The following is a 17,061-nucleotide window of genomic DNA, read 5'->3' on the forward strand; positions in this document are numbered from 1 at the left end:
TAAACATCGCTTGACGGAGCGCGAGTAATTCCTCGCTGAGATTTAGTCAGTTTTGCATCTCCTTGCCAAAACTTAAACTAAAGTACCGTTGAACCTGATCAGGTTAAGACCTGCGTAGGAATCAAGCATCTAAAAACTGACAGCCCATAGTTTATCTATTTTTGTCGCAATAGCGCTTTATTCTGATGATGAATTTAGCAGATAAAATAGACTAAATTTGCCACCGTTTTTGGTCGTGCTTGATTCGTTGATGTCATTCATAAGGATCATTGTAATGAACCAATTAACGAATCTATCCCCTGCTGATCAATTGGCTCAACACGAGCAAGAAGCCAAAGATCTGACTCGAATTTTACCCGCATCTAAAAAAGTTTATATTCAAGGTTCACGCCCAGATATTCAAGTACCGATGCGTGAAATTGAACTCACGGATACACCGACAGGCCTTGGGGGTGAAAAAAACCCACCGATTATGGTCTACGATACTTCAGGTGTTTATACCGATCCCAACGTACACATTGATTTGAATAAAGGCTTACCCAATGTCCGTGAAACTTGGATTGAAGAACGTGCCGATACTGAGCATTTAGCCAGCTTAACCTCTAAATTTGGCCAAGAACGTCTGAAAGATATTCGTACTGCTGAAATCCGTTTTGCCCATATTCAAAAACCACGTCGTGCAAAAACAGGCAACAATGTCACACAAATGCATTATGCCAAACAAGGCATCATCACGCCTGAAATGGAATACATTGCGATTCGTGAAAATCAGCGCCAGCATGAAGGTGTTGATATGCGCCAGCATGCAGGACAAAATTTTGGTGCACACAACCTCATGGAGATTACCCCTGAATTTGTGCGTAAAGAAGTCGCTGAAGGTCGTGCCATTATTCCCGCCAATATTAACCATCCTGAATGCGAACCCATGATCATTGGGCGTAATTTCTTGGTAAAAATCAATGCCAATATTGGCAACTCAGCTTTGGGTTCATCGATTGATGAAGAAGTGTCGAAAATGACCTGGGCAACCCGTTGGGGTGCTGACACCATCATGGACTTATCGACGGGTAAAAATATCCATGAAACCCGTGAATGGATTATTCGCAACTCACCAGTTCCAATTGGTACGGTACCAATTTATCAAGCACTTGAGAAAGTCGATGGTGTTGCTGAAGACCTGACATGGGAAATCTTTAAAGACACTCTGATTGAACAAGCTGAACAAGGTGTTGATTATTTCACCATCCATGCCGGGGTCTTATTACGTTATGTGCCGATGACAGCCAATCGTTTAACGGGGATCGTATCACGCGGTGGTTCGATCATGGCGCAATGGTGTTTGGCGCATCATGAAGAAAACTTCCTCTATACGCATTTTGATGAAATCTGCGAAATCATGAAAGCCTATGATGTATCTTTCAGCTTAGGTGATGGTTTACGTCCGGGCTGTATTCAGGATGCCAATGATGAAGCACAATTTTATGAATTACGCACTTTAGGTGAACTGACCCATCGGGCATGGAAACATGATGTTCAGGTCATGATCGAAGGACCAGGCCATGTTCCAATGCATATGGTCAAAGAAAATATGGACTTGCAACTTGAAGTTTGTCAGGAAGCACCTTTCTATACTCTTGGACCCCTCACCACCGATATTGCTCCAGGCTATGACCATATTACCTCTGCGATTGGTGCAGCGATGATTGGTTGGTACGGCACTGCAATGTTGTGTTATGTGACCCCTAAAGAGCATTTGGGTCTGCCCAATAAGAAAGATGTTAAAGACGGGATTATCACCTATAAAATCGCAGCCCATGCGGCGGATTTAGCCAAAGGTCATCCGGGCGCACAAGTTCGTGACAATGCTTTATCTAAAGCACGCTTTGAGTTCCGTTGGGAAGATCAATTCAATCTCAGCTTAGATCCTGATACTGCAAGATCAATGCATGATGAAACCATGCCTAAAGAAGCACATAAGTCAGCACACTTCTGTTCAATGTGCGGACCTAAGTTCTGTTCGATGAAAATCACCCAAAACGTGCGAGATTATGCACAAAATCAACAAAATGCAGCCCACCCTGTAAATAGCGAAACGCTTATAGAAGATGGTCTCAAAACCATGAAATCCGTTTATCAGGAACAAGGGCAAAAGTTGTACCATAAAGTGTAAAGATTAAAAAAAACTTTTGTCTTTCACTATTTCTCAGTTAGGATGAAGTGAATATGTTTCATCCTAACTGTGCACATGAACATCATTCAGCAAGCAACCTACACCCATAATGATGTAGAAATACAATCTCGTGAATATGCCTTTAAAGGTTTTGTTCAAGTCGAAAAAGTGAGCTTGCGACACCGATTATTTAATCAAACTGAATATACCTCAGCCATTCAACGTGAATTAATTCGCCGTAAAGAAGCTGCTGGTGTACTGATTTATAATGATCAACAACAAAAATTTGCATTGATTGAACAGTTTCGTGTGGGGGCAATTGATGATGAAATTTCACCTTGGCAACTCGAAATCATTGCAGGCGTACTTGATGGAGATGAATCTCCAGAAAGTTGCATTCGACGGGAAAGCATCGAAGAATCTGGATGTGAATTAAACCAAATCAAACACCTGTTTAGCTTCTATCCATCTGCTGGTGCATGTGATGAAATATTTCATCTCTATGTAGCGCAAGCCGCATTACCTGCTGAAGGTGGTGTGTTTGGTATGCCAGATGAAGGTGAAAATATCCAACTTCATATCATTGATTATTCAGATTTGAGTCTATTATTAAAAAGTAATCGTTTAAAAAATGCACCTGTGATTATGGCTTTGCAATGGCTACAACAGCACTTGCATGCATTTGAAGATGTCTAGGGGAAAGGCATGCAATCAGAGATATTGCCGCAAACAGATAAAGATAGAGTGATTATCCAAATCACAGATACACACCTGATGGATAAACCTGATGCAGAGTTTGTCGGGATTAATCCTGAAGAAAGCTTTCATGCCGTCATGGATGATATTCAGCAACGCTATAAAAATATCGATCTGATTTTACATACTGGTGATTTGGCTCAAGCTGCATTTCCAGAAACTTATGCGCGCTATTTAGAATATATGCAGCGTTTTGGTGTCGATTTTTATCAAATTCCGGGAAATCACGACAATATAAACTTGTTCCCGTTCCATTCGCCAGAACCTATTCCAGCAGTGATTGAGTTAGATCAATGGCGTATCATTTTGCTGAATAGTGCTGTGGGTGGACGTACCGATGGAAACATTCAAACGGAACAATTGGTCCATCTAAAACGGCTATTGGAACAATTGCGTGACAAGTTTATCCTTATCGCCTGTCATCACAATCCTTTTGATATGCATTCCAAATGGCTCGATCAACATAAGCTCAAAAATGCCGATGAATTAAAAACCGTACTCGAACCCTTTGATAACATCAAAGCCGTGTTACATGGTCATGTCCATCAAGAATCCTATAATGTATGGAATGGAATACAGTTTATTTCTACCCCTGCGACGTGTGTACAATTTAAACCACTCAGCCAAGAGTTTTCATTTGATCCGATTGCGCCTGGTTACCGTTGCTTACATTTAAAAGCCAATGGTGAATTTGAGACCTCTGTACACCGCTTGGATCACTTCAAAGTTACAATTAATGAAGAAATTTCAGGTTACTAGCTTTTCATTTTGGTTTTTTTCTATTAAGTTATTCGTCCAACGAGATATGCAGAAAGTCGAATTCAGGGTTAGGTGACTTTCATCTTGGTAAAAAAATCTATATGATGACGCCCCCGATAGATTCATTCTGTTGGTAGTGATAAAAATACTTGCATATCACCATATTTTTTGCGTATAGATAATACGTATATGATGAGGAATGCCCTTTATGGCGAATGACAACCAAAATCAAGTCTTGGAAGAACAAACAGCAATTGCAGATGATAAGTCTGTAAAGCGAGTGCGTAAAACCAAGCCGAAGACCAATGAAAACGGTACTACAGCAAGTCTATTCGGTATCGAGCCTTATCAGCCAAAGAAAAATGAAGAATACATGTCTGAGGGGCAACTCGAACATTTTCGTAAAATTTTGCTGGCATGGAAAGCAGAATTGATGTCGGAAGTGGATCGCACCCTAAATACAATGCAAGATGAATCTTCTTCTTTACCTGATGTAAATGACCGTGCGACGCAAGAAGAAGAGTTTGCCATTGAATTACGTACCCGTGACCGTGAACGTAAACTTATTCGTAAAATAGAGCAATCTATTGAAGCGATTAAAAATGATGACTATGGTTTCTGTGAAACTTGCGGTATCGAAATTGGTTTACGCCGTTTAGAAGCACGACCAACTGCAACTTTATGTATCGACTGTAAAACCCTTGCAGAGATCAAAGAGAAGCAAAATAACGGTTAATACTGTGTCAAATTCCTCCCCAACCCTCTCTTTTCCAAAGGGAGGGAGGAAGAGTACTGCCTACAAAGGTCGGTTTGCACCCTCCCCCACAGGGCCATTACATTTTGGCTCCTTAGTGACCGCTGTCGCGAGTTATTGCGACGCTAAAGCTCATCATGGGCAATGGATCGTCCGCATCGAAGACACGGATATCCCTCGTATTTACCCAGATAGTGAACAGCATATTTTAAAGTGCCTAGATGCTTTTGGCTTCCAATCTGATGATGAAATCATTTATCAACGACATCGCTTAGACATTTATCAATCTGTAATCGAACAACTCAAACAAAAACATTTCGTTTATGCCTGTGAATGTACCCGTAAAATATTAGGCTCAAATCATATCTATGCTGGCACCTGCCGAGACAAACAGCTCGACTTTCAAGACCAAGCCATTCGTGTAAAAGTTTCTGATCAAAACATTTGTTTCAATGACCGCTTGCAAGGACAACATTGCGCGAACTTACAACGCGATTTGGGTGACTTTGTACTAAAGCGTCGTGATGGCATTATCAATTATCAACTGGCAGTCGTTGTCGATGATTATTTACAAGAAATCAGCCATGTCGTGCGTGGTGCGGATTTATTGGATAATACTGAACGTCAAATGTGGCTAGGACAGCTTTTAGGTTACCCAGCTCTTGAATATATGCACTTACCCCTCGCCATGAATCATTTGGGGCAGAAACTATCAAAACAAAACCTTGCGCAAGCGCTTGATCTCAAACATGCACCTGAATTGCTGTTACAAGCGATTATAGCACTTGGACAAGCTCCAGTAGACCTAGATCAGCCAGATCTCATGTTGGCTCAAGCTGTCGCTCAATGGGATATTTCTCGCATTCCTCAAGGGACAACGCTACAATCCATTTATCAGTAATCCCTGATTAAGCAACAATACCAACATAAGAATACCAACATCATTCAGGATTGAGATGAACCTTTTAAAAAATCTAATAACGCTGAGTTTTCTCATGATCACAGGCCTCACCGAGGTCTATGCACAAATGGCAATTTTATGTATTTCCCCGATTTCTAAAACTGCTGTTATTGATGAAATGAGTGGCGCACCACGTGAACAATGGGGTAAACCATTACCAACTTATTCAGTTCAAGTCGATCGCTCTGCAATCATGAAGGTCGATCACAAAACCCCAATCAAACTTAAACTTGCAAATACCGCTGGAAAACATCAGATCAAGATTTATGCCAATGATGTATTGGAAACTTCGTTTTATTATTCCCCAACAGTGATAGATGTATTACGACTGAGTGAGTCCGGTTATCAAACTTGGGATTGGGTAAAATTTAAGACCACCCAATCGGCATTAAAATATTGCAATACGCAAAATCCAAACTAAATTACCCATAAAAAAAGCCATTTGTGATCAAATGACTTCCCTATTTGAGCTCAATAAAAAATTAAAAACTAGACTCTTCTCGCGCTGGATTGGCATCCTTGGTGGTTGCATCAATTTTGAGAATTAAACTGATCATCACCGCACACATAATTAAAGATGAACCACCATAACTAATAAATGGAAGCGTTAGCCCCTTGGTCGGCAACATGCCCATATTCATACCAGCATTCACCAAGATCTGTAATAAGAAAATAATACTGATCCCGTAAGCCAAGTAACCTGCGCGCAAATATTGATGATTGAGCGCACGCTGACCGATACGAATACAGCAAATCAACATCACAAATGAGAGCAGCAAAACGGTCGAAATACCAAAGAAACCGAATTCTTCACCTAAAATTGCCAACATAAAGTCAGTATGTGCTTCAGGCAAATAAGACATTTTTTGAATACTATGTCCTAAGCCTACCCCAAACCATTCACCACGACCAAAGGCCATCAAGGCATTCGACAATTGATAACCAGAGCCCAAAGGATCAGCCCAAGGGTTTGAGAATGACATTAAGCGTTCATAACGATATGGTTCAAACACGATTAAGGATACAAATGCCACCAGAATCGCACCAAATGCAAAGCCGAACTGGATCATGGGTGCACCAGCCAAGAAGAACACACCCAGCATCGAAACAGCAATCACCACTGTTGCCCCTAAGTCAGGCTCTGCAATAATTAGTCCGACCGTCAGCAACATCACCACACCTAGACGTACCAAGCCCTTAATATTATTACGGACCTCTTCAGCACGACGAACCACATAGTCTGCGGTAAATATGGCCATCATCACCTTGGCGACTTCGGTTGCCTGCAAGGTAAATCCACCTACACGAATCCAGCGTGTTGAACCATTGACTTCTGTACCCACCACTAAGACGGCGAGTAATAAAGCAATGGTGATCAACCACAATGGAAAGGTATTTTTAAACCAAAGGTTGAGTGAAACTCGATAGGTAATTGCCGCCGCAACAAAAGCCACCACGATCGAAATTGCATGACGAATCACATAGTGAAATTCGTTTTCATGCATCCGTTCGGCATAAGGCATTGAAGCCGAAGCCACCATCACCGTACCAATACACAACAATGAAATGACGCAAAATATCAGTACATTACGCGGTGTAATCTCTGCCGGCAATTTTGGCATCCAGCGATCATACACTTGGTGAATCTTACTTATAGTCGTCTGAGCTAACCCAGCCATACTTATTTCCTTATGATTCTTTTTAGTTTAGAGCATTTACATATTCAACAAAGCGATGACCACGCTCAGGATAGCCTGTAAACATATCAAAGCTTGCGCATGCAGGTGATAATAGCACTACATCTTGCGCATGCGTATGTTGTTGACAAAGTTCTACAGCTTGTTGCAAAGATGCTGCATGTAGCAGTGTTGTTGTCCCTGCAATGGCATTTTCAATGATTGAGCGATCTTCACCCATCAGTACCGCAACTTTGGCATATTTTTGCAGAGACTCACGTAGTGCAGTAAAGTCCTGCCCTTTGCCCTGACCACCCAAAATAATTGCAACCTGACCACCTTGGGCTTCAATTGCAGCACCTAAGCCGTCCAATGCCGCTAAAGTTGCACCGATATTGGTGCCTTTAGAATCATTATAATAACGAACGCCATTCACTTCTTTAACGAATTCGCAACGGTGCTCTAAACCTTTAAAGGTTTTTAAGGTTTCAAGCATTTTGTCCATTGGTAAACCAATCGCTTCACCCAAAGCTAAACATGCCAAAGCATTGGCAACATTATGCGTTCCTTGGATATACATCTCTGAACTTTTGAGTAGACGTTCACGACCTCGCGCTAACCAAATCGTACCGTTATCTTCTCTTAGAATACCGTATTGTTTTAAATCAGGTGCATTGAGCCCAAAGCTTTGCATTGGTGTAACATCTGGCACCAATGGACGCGTCAATGAATCGTCACGGTTATATACGACTTTTTTCACACCTTGGAAAATACGATGTTTTGCCGCATGGTAACCTGCCATATCCCCATGACGGTCCAAGTGATCTTCACTCATGTTCAAGACCACAGCCACTTCGGCATTTAAACTCGAGGTTGCTTCCAATTGAAAGCTTGAAAGTTCAAGGATATAAACATCTGGATCATCATGGGTTAAATCTAAAGCAGGACGACCCAAGTTACCCCCTACCGCAACCTTTACTCCTGCTTCTTGCGCCATTAGGCCAATCAAAGTGGTCACGGTACTTTTTGCATTTGAGCCAGTAATCGCCACAATCGGTTTATCTGTAGCACGGCGGAGAATTTGAATTTCACTGATGACTGGAATGCCTTTTGCAATCGCAGCTTGAATTGCTGGTAACTGAGGATCTAACCCGGGACTAATGACAATTTCTTCAGCTTGCAAAAGTAAATCTTGATCGAGTTGACCAAAGCTGGTTTGAACTGCTGCTGGAATTTGCTCATGTCCTGGTGGAACTTCACGAGAATCTGTGACTGCAACACGGTAGCCATTTTCATGAAGAAAATTTACGGCTGAAACGCCTGAAATTCCAAGCCCAGCCACAACTTTTAACCCACCACGTTGTATTAACATTTTTGCTCACCAGCATTAAGATTTTAAAACTTGCAAAATGTTAGCACTTTGGCGATTTGAAAGCTTTTTCTGTTTGCACTTTCTGGATATTTTTTTGTGTCAGTGCGTAAAAATAGCAGCAGATTATTTTAATAAATACAGCTGATTTCTTAAATAAAACCACTCGCGTTTTTATTCTATTCTCAATATGAATAAGCCGAATGTTGAGGATCAGCATTCGGCTTATTCATCGGGGCAGTTTATGACGGTTTGAATCTGATTAAAATGAATCGAGCAGTAAAGATAATAAATTACCCGCGCCATAACCCGCACCAAGTAACAGCGCAATCCAAATCCATCCGCCTAAAATGTTATACAACATGAATACAGGCATTTTCATATGCCCTGCACCCGCTGCAAAAGGAGCAAAAGAACGAACAAAAGGCACAAAACGGGCAACCAGAATGGTTTTCCCGCCATGCTTTTCAAAATAATGGTTAGTCTTTTTAATATATTCAGGCTTAAACCAACGTGAATGCGCGTGGAAAAATTTAAAACCCAGCGCACGTCCCGTATAATAGTTCACCATATACCCCAAAATTGAAGCAATAATCAGCAACACACCCATATAGTGCAAATGCACAGATTCAGCGGTAGAACATAAAGCACCGACAGCGATCAATAAACTATCGCCAGGGAGAAAAAACATAAAGACTGAGCCAGTTTCTGCAAAAATGATTAGAAACAAAATGGCATAAATCCACAGCCCGTAATTTTCTAAAAAAGTGGGCAATAATTGTTCTAAATGCAATAAAAATTCAAGCAATACTCAACTCTCTTACAGAAGAATTCACGATATATTAGCCTAATTTAATCATGTATATATTAAAAGGCCTAAATAAATTAGGCTTTTTTTAATCGGTTTTGGTTTTTATTTATTTTAAAAAACCATTGGCTGCCAGAAATTCCATACTGAGTTTAGACTCTGCTTTTGGCTCAGCAGCTTTATCACCAAGTAACAATCTTTCTATATAACGTGCCAATACATCGACTTCTAAATTCACTTGAGAGCCCACTTTCCACGTTCCAATATTGGTCCGTTCAGCAGTATGTGGAATTAAATTTAAACTTAAGATATTTCCACGTAAATGATTGATGGTGAGGCTAATTCCATCTACAGTTACAGAACCTTTTTCAGCCAAATATTTAGCAATTTCAACAGGTGCAGTGACTTCGAAATACAGTGAGCGAGCATCTGAACGCACTACGGTGATTTCACCCACAGCATCGACATGTCCACTAACGATATGTCCACCGAAGCGTGTTGTTGGCAACATTGCTTTTTCTACATTGACCGCCTGCCCCGCTTTCCAACTTGCTAAAGTCGAACGATTTAAGCTTTCACGGGACACATCAGCAGCATACCAGTTTTCACCCCAGTCGATCACAGTTAAACAAATCCCATTGGTTGCAATAGAGTCGCCCAAATGTACATCAGACATATCCAAGTCTGTCTGAATACGTAAGCGCACATCACCGCCTACATTTTGTAAACTTTCGACTTTACCCAAACTTTCAATGATACCTGTGAACATAATTCTACCTACTGCTGCAGTGAGAGGAACTGATGAAGTTCAATCGTGTTTATTTTGCATTTGCCCATATTTTAAAGGCAAAGGTGCATTCTTACCATAAGGCCAGTTGCGTACTTACACCTGAGGTATCCACACCACCCAATTCTGCAAAATGATAGAGTTGACCCAACAGCTGACGCAATGGTGGTCCAGACTTAGCATGGGTATCGGTGATTACAATAAACTCAAGCACACGTGCGCGTTCAGACTGACGCTGTTTACTGACACGATAACGAGGCACATCCTGAGTCAATAAGGTGACTTTGCCACGTTTCAGATTGGCCGCCAATAAGTCTTTGGCCTCAATATTTCCATCGGTTGAGTAACTGGTGAGAATATAACGCGCATTAATCGTTTCCAACAAATTCTCATAAGCTTCTTGTGCATGCTTAGAAGAATTATACGGACTTGGACGTTCTTTACGCCACGCACGGTCAATCCCACTTTTAAAACCTTTGGTATCTGGTGTCGGTAAATCAACTTGATCCCACAGTGTTAACGAGTTGAGTACATGATAATTACTACTATAAGCATGTTGGTTATACGGTGGATCTAGATAAGCCACATCAACTTCAAAACCACTCATTTGATTTGCCAAGTGCTGTGCATCTACACACCACACCTCTGCCATTGGGGTTTTCTGCTTATTCTGCCCGACTTCACTAAAGCGGCTCGGTGTAAGCCATAATAAAGACTCAATCCGTTCCAACGCAGTTTGGGTTTTACCGCCCCAACCATGATGGAAGCTTTTAAATACACCGCTGGTATTACTGACAAAACTTGCTGAATAGAGCAAAGGTGCCAATAAGGCACTCATTTCTACATCGTCAATTGCACCCTGTGCTTGCCAAGTGGCAATTTGCTGACGAATTGCATCTATACGCATCCCATTACGGCGTTTAAAAAATAAACGGTCTCGTGCTGGGTCATAAATTTCATCATTCCGCGGACAAAGGTTATGCGTAACCCATCCTTTCACTTCAGGTAAACGGTTTAAATAATCGATGGCTTTTTGATACCCACCCAATTCTTTAAATGCAGGTGCATCTGTGCATGCCAAAATGGCATGATTTAATGCATGGCTATACGGCTCCCAATCATTGGCAATCACCCGATAGCCATTTTGACGTGCTAAACGTGAAACCACCCCACTGCCTGCAAAAAAATCGGCAAAAATCGGGGCGCGTTTACCCTTAGGATTCAAAGTACCTGTGATTTCAAGCGCTTCAAGAATCAGATGCAACAAACGACGTTTGTTTCCCAGATAGGGAACCAACTGATGAAAAAGATATTCATCTGTTGTACGCGCAGCATGACGACGTTTATGGTAAACCGATGATGTTGACTCTGGATTCATACTGACTCTTGTGAAGGGATAAGTCTTAAGCGAATGTCATCACCAAACTGATGAACATCTTGTAACTTAAAACGTAATTGTTGTGCCATCGTTTCAAATTCGGCATTGAACATGGCACGTGCTGATTGTCCTAAAAAGGTTGGCGCAACATAACTGATTAATTCATCCACCAGTTTTTCCTGCAAAAATGCAGTAGATAATGTCGCACCTGCCTCAACCAACACATCGTAAATTTGGAAATCTTTTAAAGTCGCAAGCAAATCTTTTAAAGATTGAACTTCTAATTGTACCACGCCCAGCTTGGCAAGTTCTTGACGAAATGGTCCCATGACCATCACTGTTTCAGGCGCGCTAAGAATTTGAGCATTGAGTGGCAAACGCCCTTGTCGGTCTAAAATCACCCACTTAGGCTGGACAATCGTTGCAATATCAATATCACCCAATGAACGCACATTTAATTGAGGGTCATCTGCCAAAATGGTATCGATCCCGGTAATCACTGCACCTGAAATAGCCCGCCAATGCTGAACATCTTGACGTGATTCAGCCCCAGTGATCCATTTAGACTCACCAGACGCCATTGCTGTACGGCCATCTAAACTTGACGCAACCTTTAAACGCACATAAGGCACACCCGTTGCCATTGCTTTTAAAAAGCCTTGATTGAGTTGAGCCGCTTGTTGCTCACAAACCCCTGTTTCAACCTCAATCCCTGCCTGGCGTAAAATATCAACGCCTTTTCCCGCCACCAAAGGATTTGGATCAGCACATGCAATAACAACTTTGCTGACACCCGCTTCAACCAAGCCTTTAGCACAAGGTGGTGTACGGCCATAATGCGCACAAGGTTCCAAAGTGACATACGCGGTTGCGCCCTTGGCAGACTCGCCTGCTTGACGCATGGCAAAAACTTCGGCGTGTGGCTGACCAGCTCTAGGATGAAAACCCTCTCCCACCCATTGCCCATCTTTTACAATGACACAACCGACGTTCGGGTTTGGTCGTGTGGAATATTGTCCAAGCTTCGCGAGCTCAATTGCTTTCTGCATCCAAACCTGATCTATGTTTACATAATCTTCGGGTTTAGAATTTGAATCAAACTCAGACATAAAATTCCTAATCAATAACGTTCAAAAATAAAATTAGTGGTCTTGCCCACGATCTTGCATTTGTTCAATTTGATGACGAAACGCATCAATATCTTGGAAATCTTGATACACCGACGCAAAACGCACATAAGCCACATGATCCAATGCAAACAACGATTTCATGACAATTTCACCAATGGTGCGTGAACGTACATCACGTTCACCGAGGCGGCGAATTTGCAATTGAATATCACTAATGACGGTTTCAATCTGTTCTTGAGTCACGGGTCTTTTTTGTAAGGCGTGCATTAAAGAACGTCGTAATTTTGCTTCGTCAAACGGTTCATTTTTACCATCTGACTTGGTCACGCGTGGCATGACCACTTCATAACTCTCAAATGTCGTAAAACGTTCGCCACAACTGATACATTCACGACGTCGACGAATCTGGCTACCTTCAGCGGCCAAACGAGAGTCGATTACTTTACTATCTGCAGCGTTGCAAAATGGACAATGCATAGTGGTTTTATTGAACAAAATTCATGATTTCATCTAGTGTAGCAAAAAAACCTGATTTTGTTGAGCCTTTCGCAAGATATGGAAAAAAAACAGCCCTTACGGACTGTTTTATACTATATATAGTTATTATTCTAATTAGATTGATTATTCGATACGTTCGCCATGTTGGCTTAAATCAAGCCCCATACGCTCATCATCAGATTCAACACGGATCCCAATCACAACATCGATAATTTTAAGTAGGATAAAGGTCACAACTGCTGAGTATGCGATTGTTGCTAACACACCTTCAACTTGTACCCATAATTGATGCATAACATCTGTCGGTGCTTTGTCGCCCATAATGAATGAACTGGCAAATACAGCTGTTAAAATCGCACCAACAATACCGCCTACACCGTGTAAACCAAATGCATCCAATGAGTCATCTGCTTTAAGGATACGTTTAAGACCAGAGATTCCCCAGAAGCACACCACACCACCGATTAAGCCCATGATCAACGCACCACTTACCGTCACAAAACCTGCTGCTGGCGTAATCACAACCAGACCAGCAACTGCACCCGATGCTGCACCCAATACTGAACCTTTACCACGAACAATTTTTTCAACCACTAACCAAGCAATTGCTGCCGCTGCGGCTGCGATTTGAGTTGTGACCAAAGCATACGCTGCTGAACCATTTGCACCTAAAGCAGAACCACCATTGAAACCAAACCAACCGACCCATACCAAGCTTGCACCCAATATAGTTAAAGTTAAGTTATGTGGTGCCATAGATTCTTTGCCTAAGCCCATACGTTTACCCAGTAAATACGCAGCAACTAGACCAGCAACACCCGAGTTAATATGAACAACAGTACCACCAGCAAAATCAAGCGCGCCATCATTCATTAACCAGCCACCACCCCATACCCAGTGTGCAATCGGTGCATAAACAATAATGACCCAAATCGTAATAAATGTGATCCAAGCACTGAATTTCATACGATCAGCCACAGAACCACTGATAATGGCAACGGTAATAATCGCAAAAGTCATTTGGAAAATAACGAAAAGAATTTCTGGAATTGTGCCACTCAGCGCATCTGTTGTAATTCCAGATAACATGATTTTATCGAAACCACCAATAAAAGCGTTACCAGAACCAAATGCAAGTGAATAACCAATGACCACCCATACGATGCTGACTACTGCTGCGGCAGTAAAGCTTTGCGCCATGGTGGCAAGCACATTTTTCTTACGAACCATACCGCCGTAGAATAATGCTAAACCGGGAATTGTCATCAGTAATACAAGTGCTGTAGATACAAGAATCCACGCTGTATCACCTGTATTTAAAGTTGGTTTTTCTGCCTCTGCTGGAGCAGCTGCGGCAGTCACCGTTTCAGGTGCAACGGTTGCCGATGTATCGGCGACTGTTGCAGTCACATCACTTGCCGTTGCAACAGCTGTAGATGCAGGCTCAGCTACGTTTTCTTCTGCCCACGCAACTGATCCGCCAAGAAGTGCGCCAGACAGGCTGAGCGCTAATAGCATTTTTTTCATTCGTATCCCCCAACCTAATTTTGTGAGTTATGTATTGATATACATAACCAGCAATCTTCGTGCCAAATTAAACAGCGTCTGGACCTGTTTCACCTGTACGAATACGAATTACTTGCTCTAAATTAGTCACGAAAATTTTTCCATCACCAATTTTGCCAGTGCTAGCAACACGTGTAATAGATTCAATCACTGAATCTACCATGTCATCACTGATTGCGATTTCGATTTTCACTTTAGGCAGAAAATCAACAACATACTCAGCGCCACGATAAAGTTCAGTATGCCCCTTTTGACGACCAAAACCTTTAACTTCAGTTACGGTAATCCCTTGAACGCCTATATCAGACAGTGCTTCACGCACGTCATCTAATTTAAACGGTTTTACAATTGCAGTTACGAGCTTCATATTGTTTTCCTTCGGCTTATTTCACCAGTAAGGTTTTATGTTCAATTTTCATGCCAATCTTATTAATGGTTGGGGTGATTAATTCAATCAACATGCATTGCCTTTATAACCTATTGTATATACTTAGGTGAAGTTGCAACTTTAAAAAACACATAATATTGCGTGTTTTTTTAGATTTCATTGCTAAATTATAGGAGACATCATGCTTTAAACATCGGATAAAAAATTACTTAAATAAAATGAATACGCGATGTTACACTAGGCAAAGAACATTACTCATTTGGATTCCTCATGATTGAAACATTATTACAAGCAATTTTGGAACAGGTCGATCAGCCTAAAAAAGACATAGAACATAATTTACGCGCCTTACTTAATGAAGCCATTTCTAAAATGGATATCGTTTCAAAAGACGAAATTGAACGCCAAAAGACTGCACTAAATAATGCCAATTTACGATTGACCGATTTACAAGAACAGGTCAAAGCACTTGAGGTTCTAATTCAGGATAAAAAATAAACTAAATTTGCACATTATTGGTGCAAAAAATATAATAATGATTAAAAATAAAGCACAAGTGGAAAACAACAATGTCTTTAGCAAAAATTTATACCCGAGGCTTGCTCGGGCTACATGCACCTTTAATTGAAGTTGAGGTCCATGTTAGTGCAGGGCTTCCTTCTTTAACAATTGTTGGCTTAGCTGAAGCTGCAGTTCGTGAAAGTAAAGATCGCGTTCGATCTGCCATCATTAACAGTGGTTATCAATTCCCAAGCAAACGCTTAACCATCAATCTCGCACCTGCGGATCTGCCCAAAGATGGCTCTCGTTTAGATCTGCCCATTGCACTTGGTATCTTGATTGCCACAGGGCAACTTCCCGAAAATGTCACAGATCATTTTGAGTTTATTGGTGAGTTGGCACTGGATGGGCACTTAAGGCCCAGCACAGGAACCTTAACCATTGCGATGGCATGTCAAATGGCCAAGCATCAATTGATGTTGCCACAGGAAAATGCCGCAGAAGCAGCGCAATTGCCTGAGTTTCAGGTGTTTGCTGCACAGCACTTAAAACAAGTCTGTGAGCATTTCTTAAACCTACAAAAAATTGATGTAACTGTTCGGCAAAAAGTACAGCAAAACAATGCCTACAAATTTGATTTGGCAGATGTCAAAGGACAATTACGCCCGCGGCGCGCTTTAGAAATTTCAGCAGCAGGTGGACATTCCCTTTTATTTAAAGGCCCGCCGGGTACAGGTAAAACCCTGTTAGCTTCTCGCTTACCGAGTATTTTGCCAGCCTTAAATCCACAAGAAAATCTTGAAGTTGCCAGTATTTATTCAATTGCCAAGACTAAACACCATTTTGGACAGCGCCCATTTCGCGCCCCGCACCATACCGCATCTGCAATCGCTCTTGTCGGTGGCGGTTCAAATCCAAAACCTGGAGAGATTACGCTGGCGCACTTAGGTGTATTATTTTTAGATGAATTGCCTGAGTTTGACAAAAAAGTGCTCGAAGTTTTAAGGCAACCACTTGAATCTAAAGAAATCATTATTTCTAGAGCATCGCGCCAAATTACATTTCCTGCAAACTTTCAATTGATTGCAGCAATGAATCCCTGCCCTTGTGGTTATGCATTTAACCAAGACAGTCGCTGCCAATGTTCTGCCGAAGCAATTAAACGGTATCAAAATCGAATTTCAGGTCCATTATTGGATCGTATTGATCTCCATATCGATGTGCCACCATTAAAAGCCCAAGAATTACAGGATCAAACGCCTGTCGAAGATTCAGCAACTGTGCGGGAACGGGTGATTGATGCGTGCGATTTTCAAATCCAAAGACAAGGCTATTTAAATCACAACTTATCGCCAAAAGACTTAGAAAAATATGTGATTTTAGATGAAACATCCAAGCAAATGCTCGAAATGGCACAACAACGTTTGAATTTATCTGCGCGGGCATATCATCGAATTTTACGTGTTTCAAGGACCATTGCAGATTTGGCTCAAAGTGAGCAAATCCAAAGTGCCCATTTAACCGAAGCCTTGTCATATCGGGGAACTCAATCTTAGAATC

The 17,061-nt window shown here is 41.6% G+C and carries 17 protein-coding genes and 1 riboswitch; of the genes, 8 read left to right on the forward strand and 9 right to left on the reverse strand.

Going from position 1 to position 17,061, the window contains the following annotated elements:
* Window positions 1-4: 4 nt before the first annotated feature.
* A riboswitch (TPP riboswitch) is annotated at window positions 5-138 on the forward strand.
* Between the two features lie 136 nt (window positions 139-274).
* The 6 genes from thiC to FY049_RS11620 all read left to right on the forward strand — a co-directional run bounded on the left by thiC (window position 275) and on the right by FY049_RS11620 (window position 5,821).
* On the forward strand, window positions 275-2,170 hold the full coding sequence (thiC, locus tag FY049_RS11595; RefSeq protein WP_446083744.1) for a phosphomethylpyrimidine synthase ThiC: 1,896 nt from the start codon (window positions 275-277) through the stop codon (window positions 2,168-2,170).
* A 75-nt stretch (window positions 2,171-2,245) separates the two neighbouring features.
* Window positions 2,246-2,866, forward strand: a complete 621-nt coding sequence (locus FY049_RS11600; protein WP_004816566.1) for an NUDIX domain-containing protein — start codon at window positions 2,246-2,248, stop codon at window positions 2,864-2,866.
* 9 nt (window positions 2,867-2,875) lie between these two features.
* Complete coding sequence (gene cpdA, locus FY049_RS11605) at window positions 2,876-3,685, forward strand: 3',5'-cyclic-AMP phosphodiesterase (RefSeq protein WP_224964397.1); 810 nt, start codon at window positions 2,876-2,878, stop codon at window positions 3,683-3,685.
* Between the two features lie 208 nt (window positions 3,686-3,893).
* Complete coding sequence (dksA, locus tag FY049_RS11610; protein WP_004725300.1) at window positions 3,894-4,421, forward strand: RNA polymerase-binding protein DksA; 528 nt, start codon at window positions 3,894-3,896, stop codon at window positions 4,419-4,421.
* A gap of 4 nt (window positions 4,422-4,425) precedes the next feature.
* Window positions 4,426-5,340 carry a tRNA glutamyl-Q(34) synthetase GluQRS gene (gene gluQRS / locus FY049_RS11615; protein WP_105713801.1) on the forward strand — a complete coding sequence of 305 codons (915 nt, stop codon included), beginning with the start codon at window positions 4,426-4,428 and terminating at the stop codon, window positions 5,338-5,340.
* Between the two features lie 94 nt (window positions 5,341-5,434).
* Window positions 5,435-5,821, forward strand: a complete 387-nt coding sequence (locus tag FY049_RS11620) for a hypothetical protein (protein WP_224964398.1) — start codon at window positions 5,435-5,437, stop codon at window positions 5,819-5,821.
* 61 nt (window positions 5,822-5,882) lie between these two features.
* Here FY049_RS11620 and ftsW read toward each other — a convergent pair whose 3' ends face one another.
* The 9 genes from ftsW to glnK form a co-directional block, all read right to left on the reverse strand.
* Window positions 5,883-7,079: a putative lipid II flippase FtsW gene (gene ftsW, locus FY049_RS11625; protein ID WP_004725295.1), complete on the reverse strand. Its 1,197-nt coding sequence runs from the start codon at window positions 7,077-7,079 to the stop codon at window positions 5,883-5,885.
* A 22-nt stretch (window positions 7,080-7,101) separates the two neighbouring features.
* Window positions 7,102-8,448 (reverse strand): UDP-N-acetylmuramoyl-L-alanine--D-glutamate ligase, encoded by a 1,347-nt coding sequence (gene murD / locus FY049_RS11630; protein ID WP_224964399.1) that lies wholly within the window; start codon window positions 8,446-8,448, stop codon window positions 7,102-7,104.
* A 259-nt stretch (window positions 8,449-8,707) separates the two neighbouring features.
* Window positions 8,708-9,253: a VTT domain-containing protein gene (locus tag FY049_RS11635; RefSeq protein WP_004725292.1), complete on the reverse strand. Its 546-nt coding sequence runs from the start codon at window positions 9,251-9,253 to the stop codon at window positions 8,708-8,710.
* A gap of 109 nt (window positions 9,254-9,362) precedes the next feature.
* Complete coding sequence (locus FY049_RS11640) at window positions 9,363-10,022, reverse strand: riboflavin synthase (protein ID WP_004725291.1); 660 nt, start codon at window positions 10,020-10,022, stop codon at window positions 9,363-9,365.
* 91 nt (window positions 10,023-10,113) lie between these two features.
* Window positions 10,114-11,418 carry a DNA adenine methylase gene (locus FY049_RS11645; protein WP_004725289.1) on the reverse strand — a complete coding sequence of 435 codons (1,305 nt, stop codon included), beginning with the start codon at window positions 11,416-11,418 and terminating at the stop codon, window positions 10,114-10,116.
* On the reverse strand, window positions 11,415-12,527 hold the full coding sequence (gene ribD / locus FY049_RS11650) for a bifunctional diaminohydroxyphosphoribosylaminopyrimidine deaminase/5-amino-6-(5-phosphoribosylamino)uracil reductase RibD (protein WP_446083745.1): 1,113 nt from the start codon (window positions 12,525-12,527) through the stop codon (window positions 11,415-11,417). The genes FY049_RS11645 and ribD overlap by 4 nt, the downstream gene beginning before the upstream one ends.
* A 33-nt stretch (window positions 12,528-12,560) precedes the next feature.
* Window positions 12,561-13,025 carry a transcriptional regulator NrdR gene (gene nrdR / locus FY049_RS11655; protein WP_004725286.1) on the reverse strand — a complete coding sequence of 155 codons (465 nt, stop codon included), beginning with the start codon at window positions 13,023-13,025 and terminating at the stop codon, window positions 12,561-12,563.
* Window positions 13,026-13,169: 144 nt separating this feature from the next.
* Entirely contained in the window at window positions 13,170-14,573 is a 1,404-nt protein-coding gene (locus FY049_RS11660) for an ammonium transporter (RefSeq protein ID WP_446083746.1), read from the reverse strand.
* Window positions 14,574-14,640: 67 nt separating this feature from the next.
* Window positions 14,641-14,979 carry a P-II family nitrogen regulator gene (glnK, locus tag FY049_RS11665; protein ID WP_004725283.1) on the reverse strand — a complete coding sequence of 113 codons (339 nt, stop codon included), beginning with the start codon at window positions 14,977-14,979 and terminating at the stop codon, window positions 14,641-14,643.
* Between the two features lie 291 nt (window positions 14,980-15,270).
* Here glnK and FY049_RS11670 point away from each other — a divergent pair, with 291 nt between their 5' ends.
* A complete protein-coding gene (locus FY049_RS11670) occupies window positions 15,271-15,498 on the forward strand; it encodes an accessory factor UbiK family protein (RefSeq protein WP_004725282.1) in 228 nt (75 codons plus the stop codon).
* A gap of 71 nt (window positions 15,499-15,569) precedes the next feature.
* Window positions 15,570-17,057, forward strand: a complete 1,488-nt coding sequence (locus FY049_RS11675) for a YifB family Mg chelatase-like AAA ATPase (protein ID WP_335955854.1) — start codon at window positions 15,570-15,572, stop codon at window positions 17,055-17,057.
* The last annotated feature ends 4 nt before the right edge of the window (window positions 17,058-17,061 follow it).

The organism is Acinetobacter sp. 1125_18A, from assembly GCF_052824985.1.

Coding starts and splice junctions, on each gene's coding strand:
- thiC (WP_446083744.1), top strand. CDS start 275: ATGAACCAATTAACGAATCTATCCCCTGCTGATCAATTGGCTCAACAC.
- FY049_RS11600 (WP_004816566.1), top strand. CDS start 2,246: ATGAACATCATTCAGCAAGCAACCTACACCCATAATGATGTAGAAATA.
- cpdA (WP_224964397.1), top strand. CDS start 2,876: ATGCAATCAGAGATATTGCCGCAAACAGATAAAGATAGAGTGATTATC.
- dksA (WP_004725300.1), top strand. CDS start 3,894: ATGGCGAATGACAACCAAAATCAAGTCTTGGAAGAACAAACAGCAATT.
- FY049_RS11620 (WP_224964398.1), top strand. CDS start 5,435: ATGATCACAGGCCTCACCGAGGTCTATGCACAAATGGCAATTTTATGT.
- ftsW (WP_004725295.1), bottom strand. CDS start 7,079: ATGGCTGGGTTAGCTCAGACGACTATAAGTAAGATTCACCAAGTGTAT.
- murD (WP_224964399.1), bottom strand. CDS start 8,448: ATGTTAATACAACGTGGTGGGTTAAAAGTTGTGGCTGGGCTTGGAATT.
- FY049_RS11640 (WP_004725291.1), bottom strand. CDS start 10,022: ATGTTCACAGGTATCATTGAAAGTTTGGGTAAAGTCGAAAGTTTACAA.
- FY049_RS11645 (WP_004725289.1), bottom strand. CDS start 11,418: ATGAATCCAGAGTCAACATCATCGGTTTACCATAAACGTCGTCATGCT.
- ribD (WP_446083745.1), bottom strand. CDS start 12,527: ATGTCTGAGTTTGATTCAAATTCTAAACCCGAAGATTATGTAAACATA.
- nrdR (WP_004725286.1), bottom strand. CDS start 13,025: ATGCATTGTCCATTTTGCAACGCTGCAGATAGTAAAGTAATCGACTCT.
- FY049_RS11660 (WP_446083746.1), bottom strand. CDS start 14,573: ATGAAAAAAATGCTATTAGCGCTCAGCCTGTCTGGCGCACTTCTTGGC.
- glnK (WP_004725283.1), bottom strand. CDS start 14,979: ATGAAGCTCGTAACTGCAATTGTAAAACCGTTTAAATTAGATGACGTG.
- FY049_RS11670 (WP_004725282.1), top strand. CDS start 15,271: ATGATTGAAACATTATTACAAGCAATTTTGGAACAGGTCGATCAGCCT.
- FY049_RS11675 (WP_335955854.1), top strand. CDS start 15,570: ATGTCTTTAGCAAAAATTTATACCCGAGGCTTGCTCGGGCTACATGCA.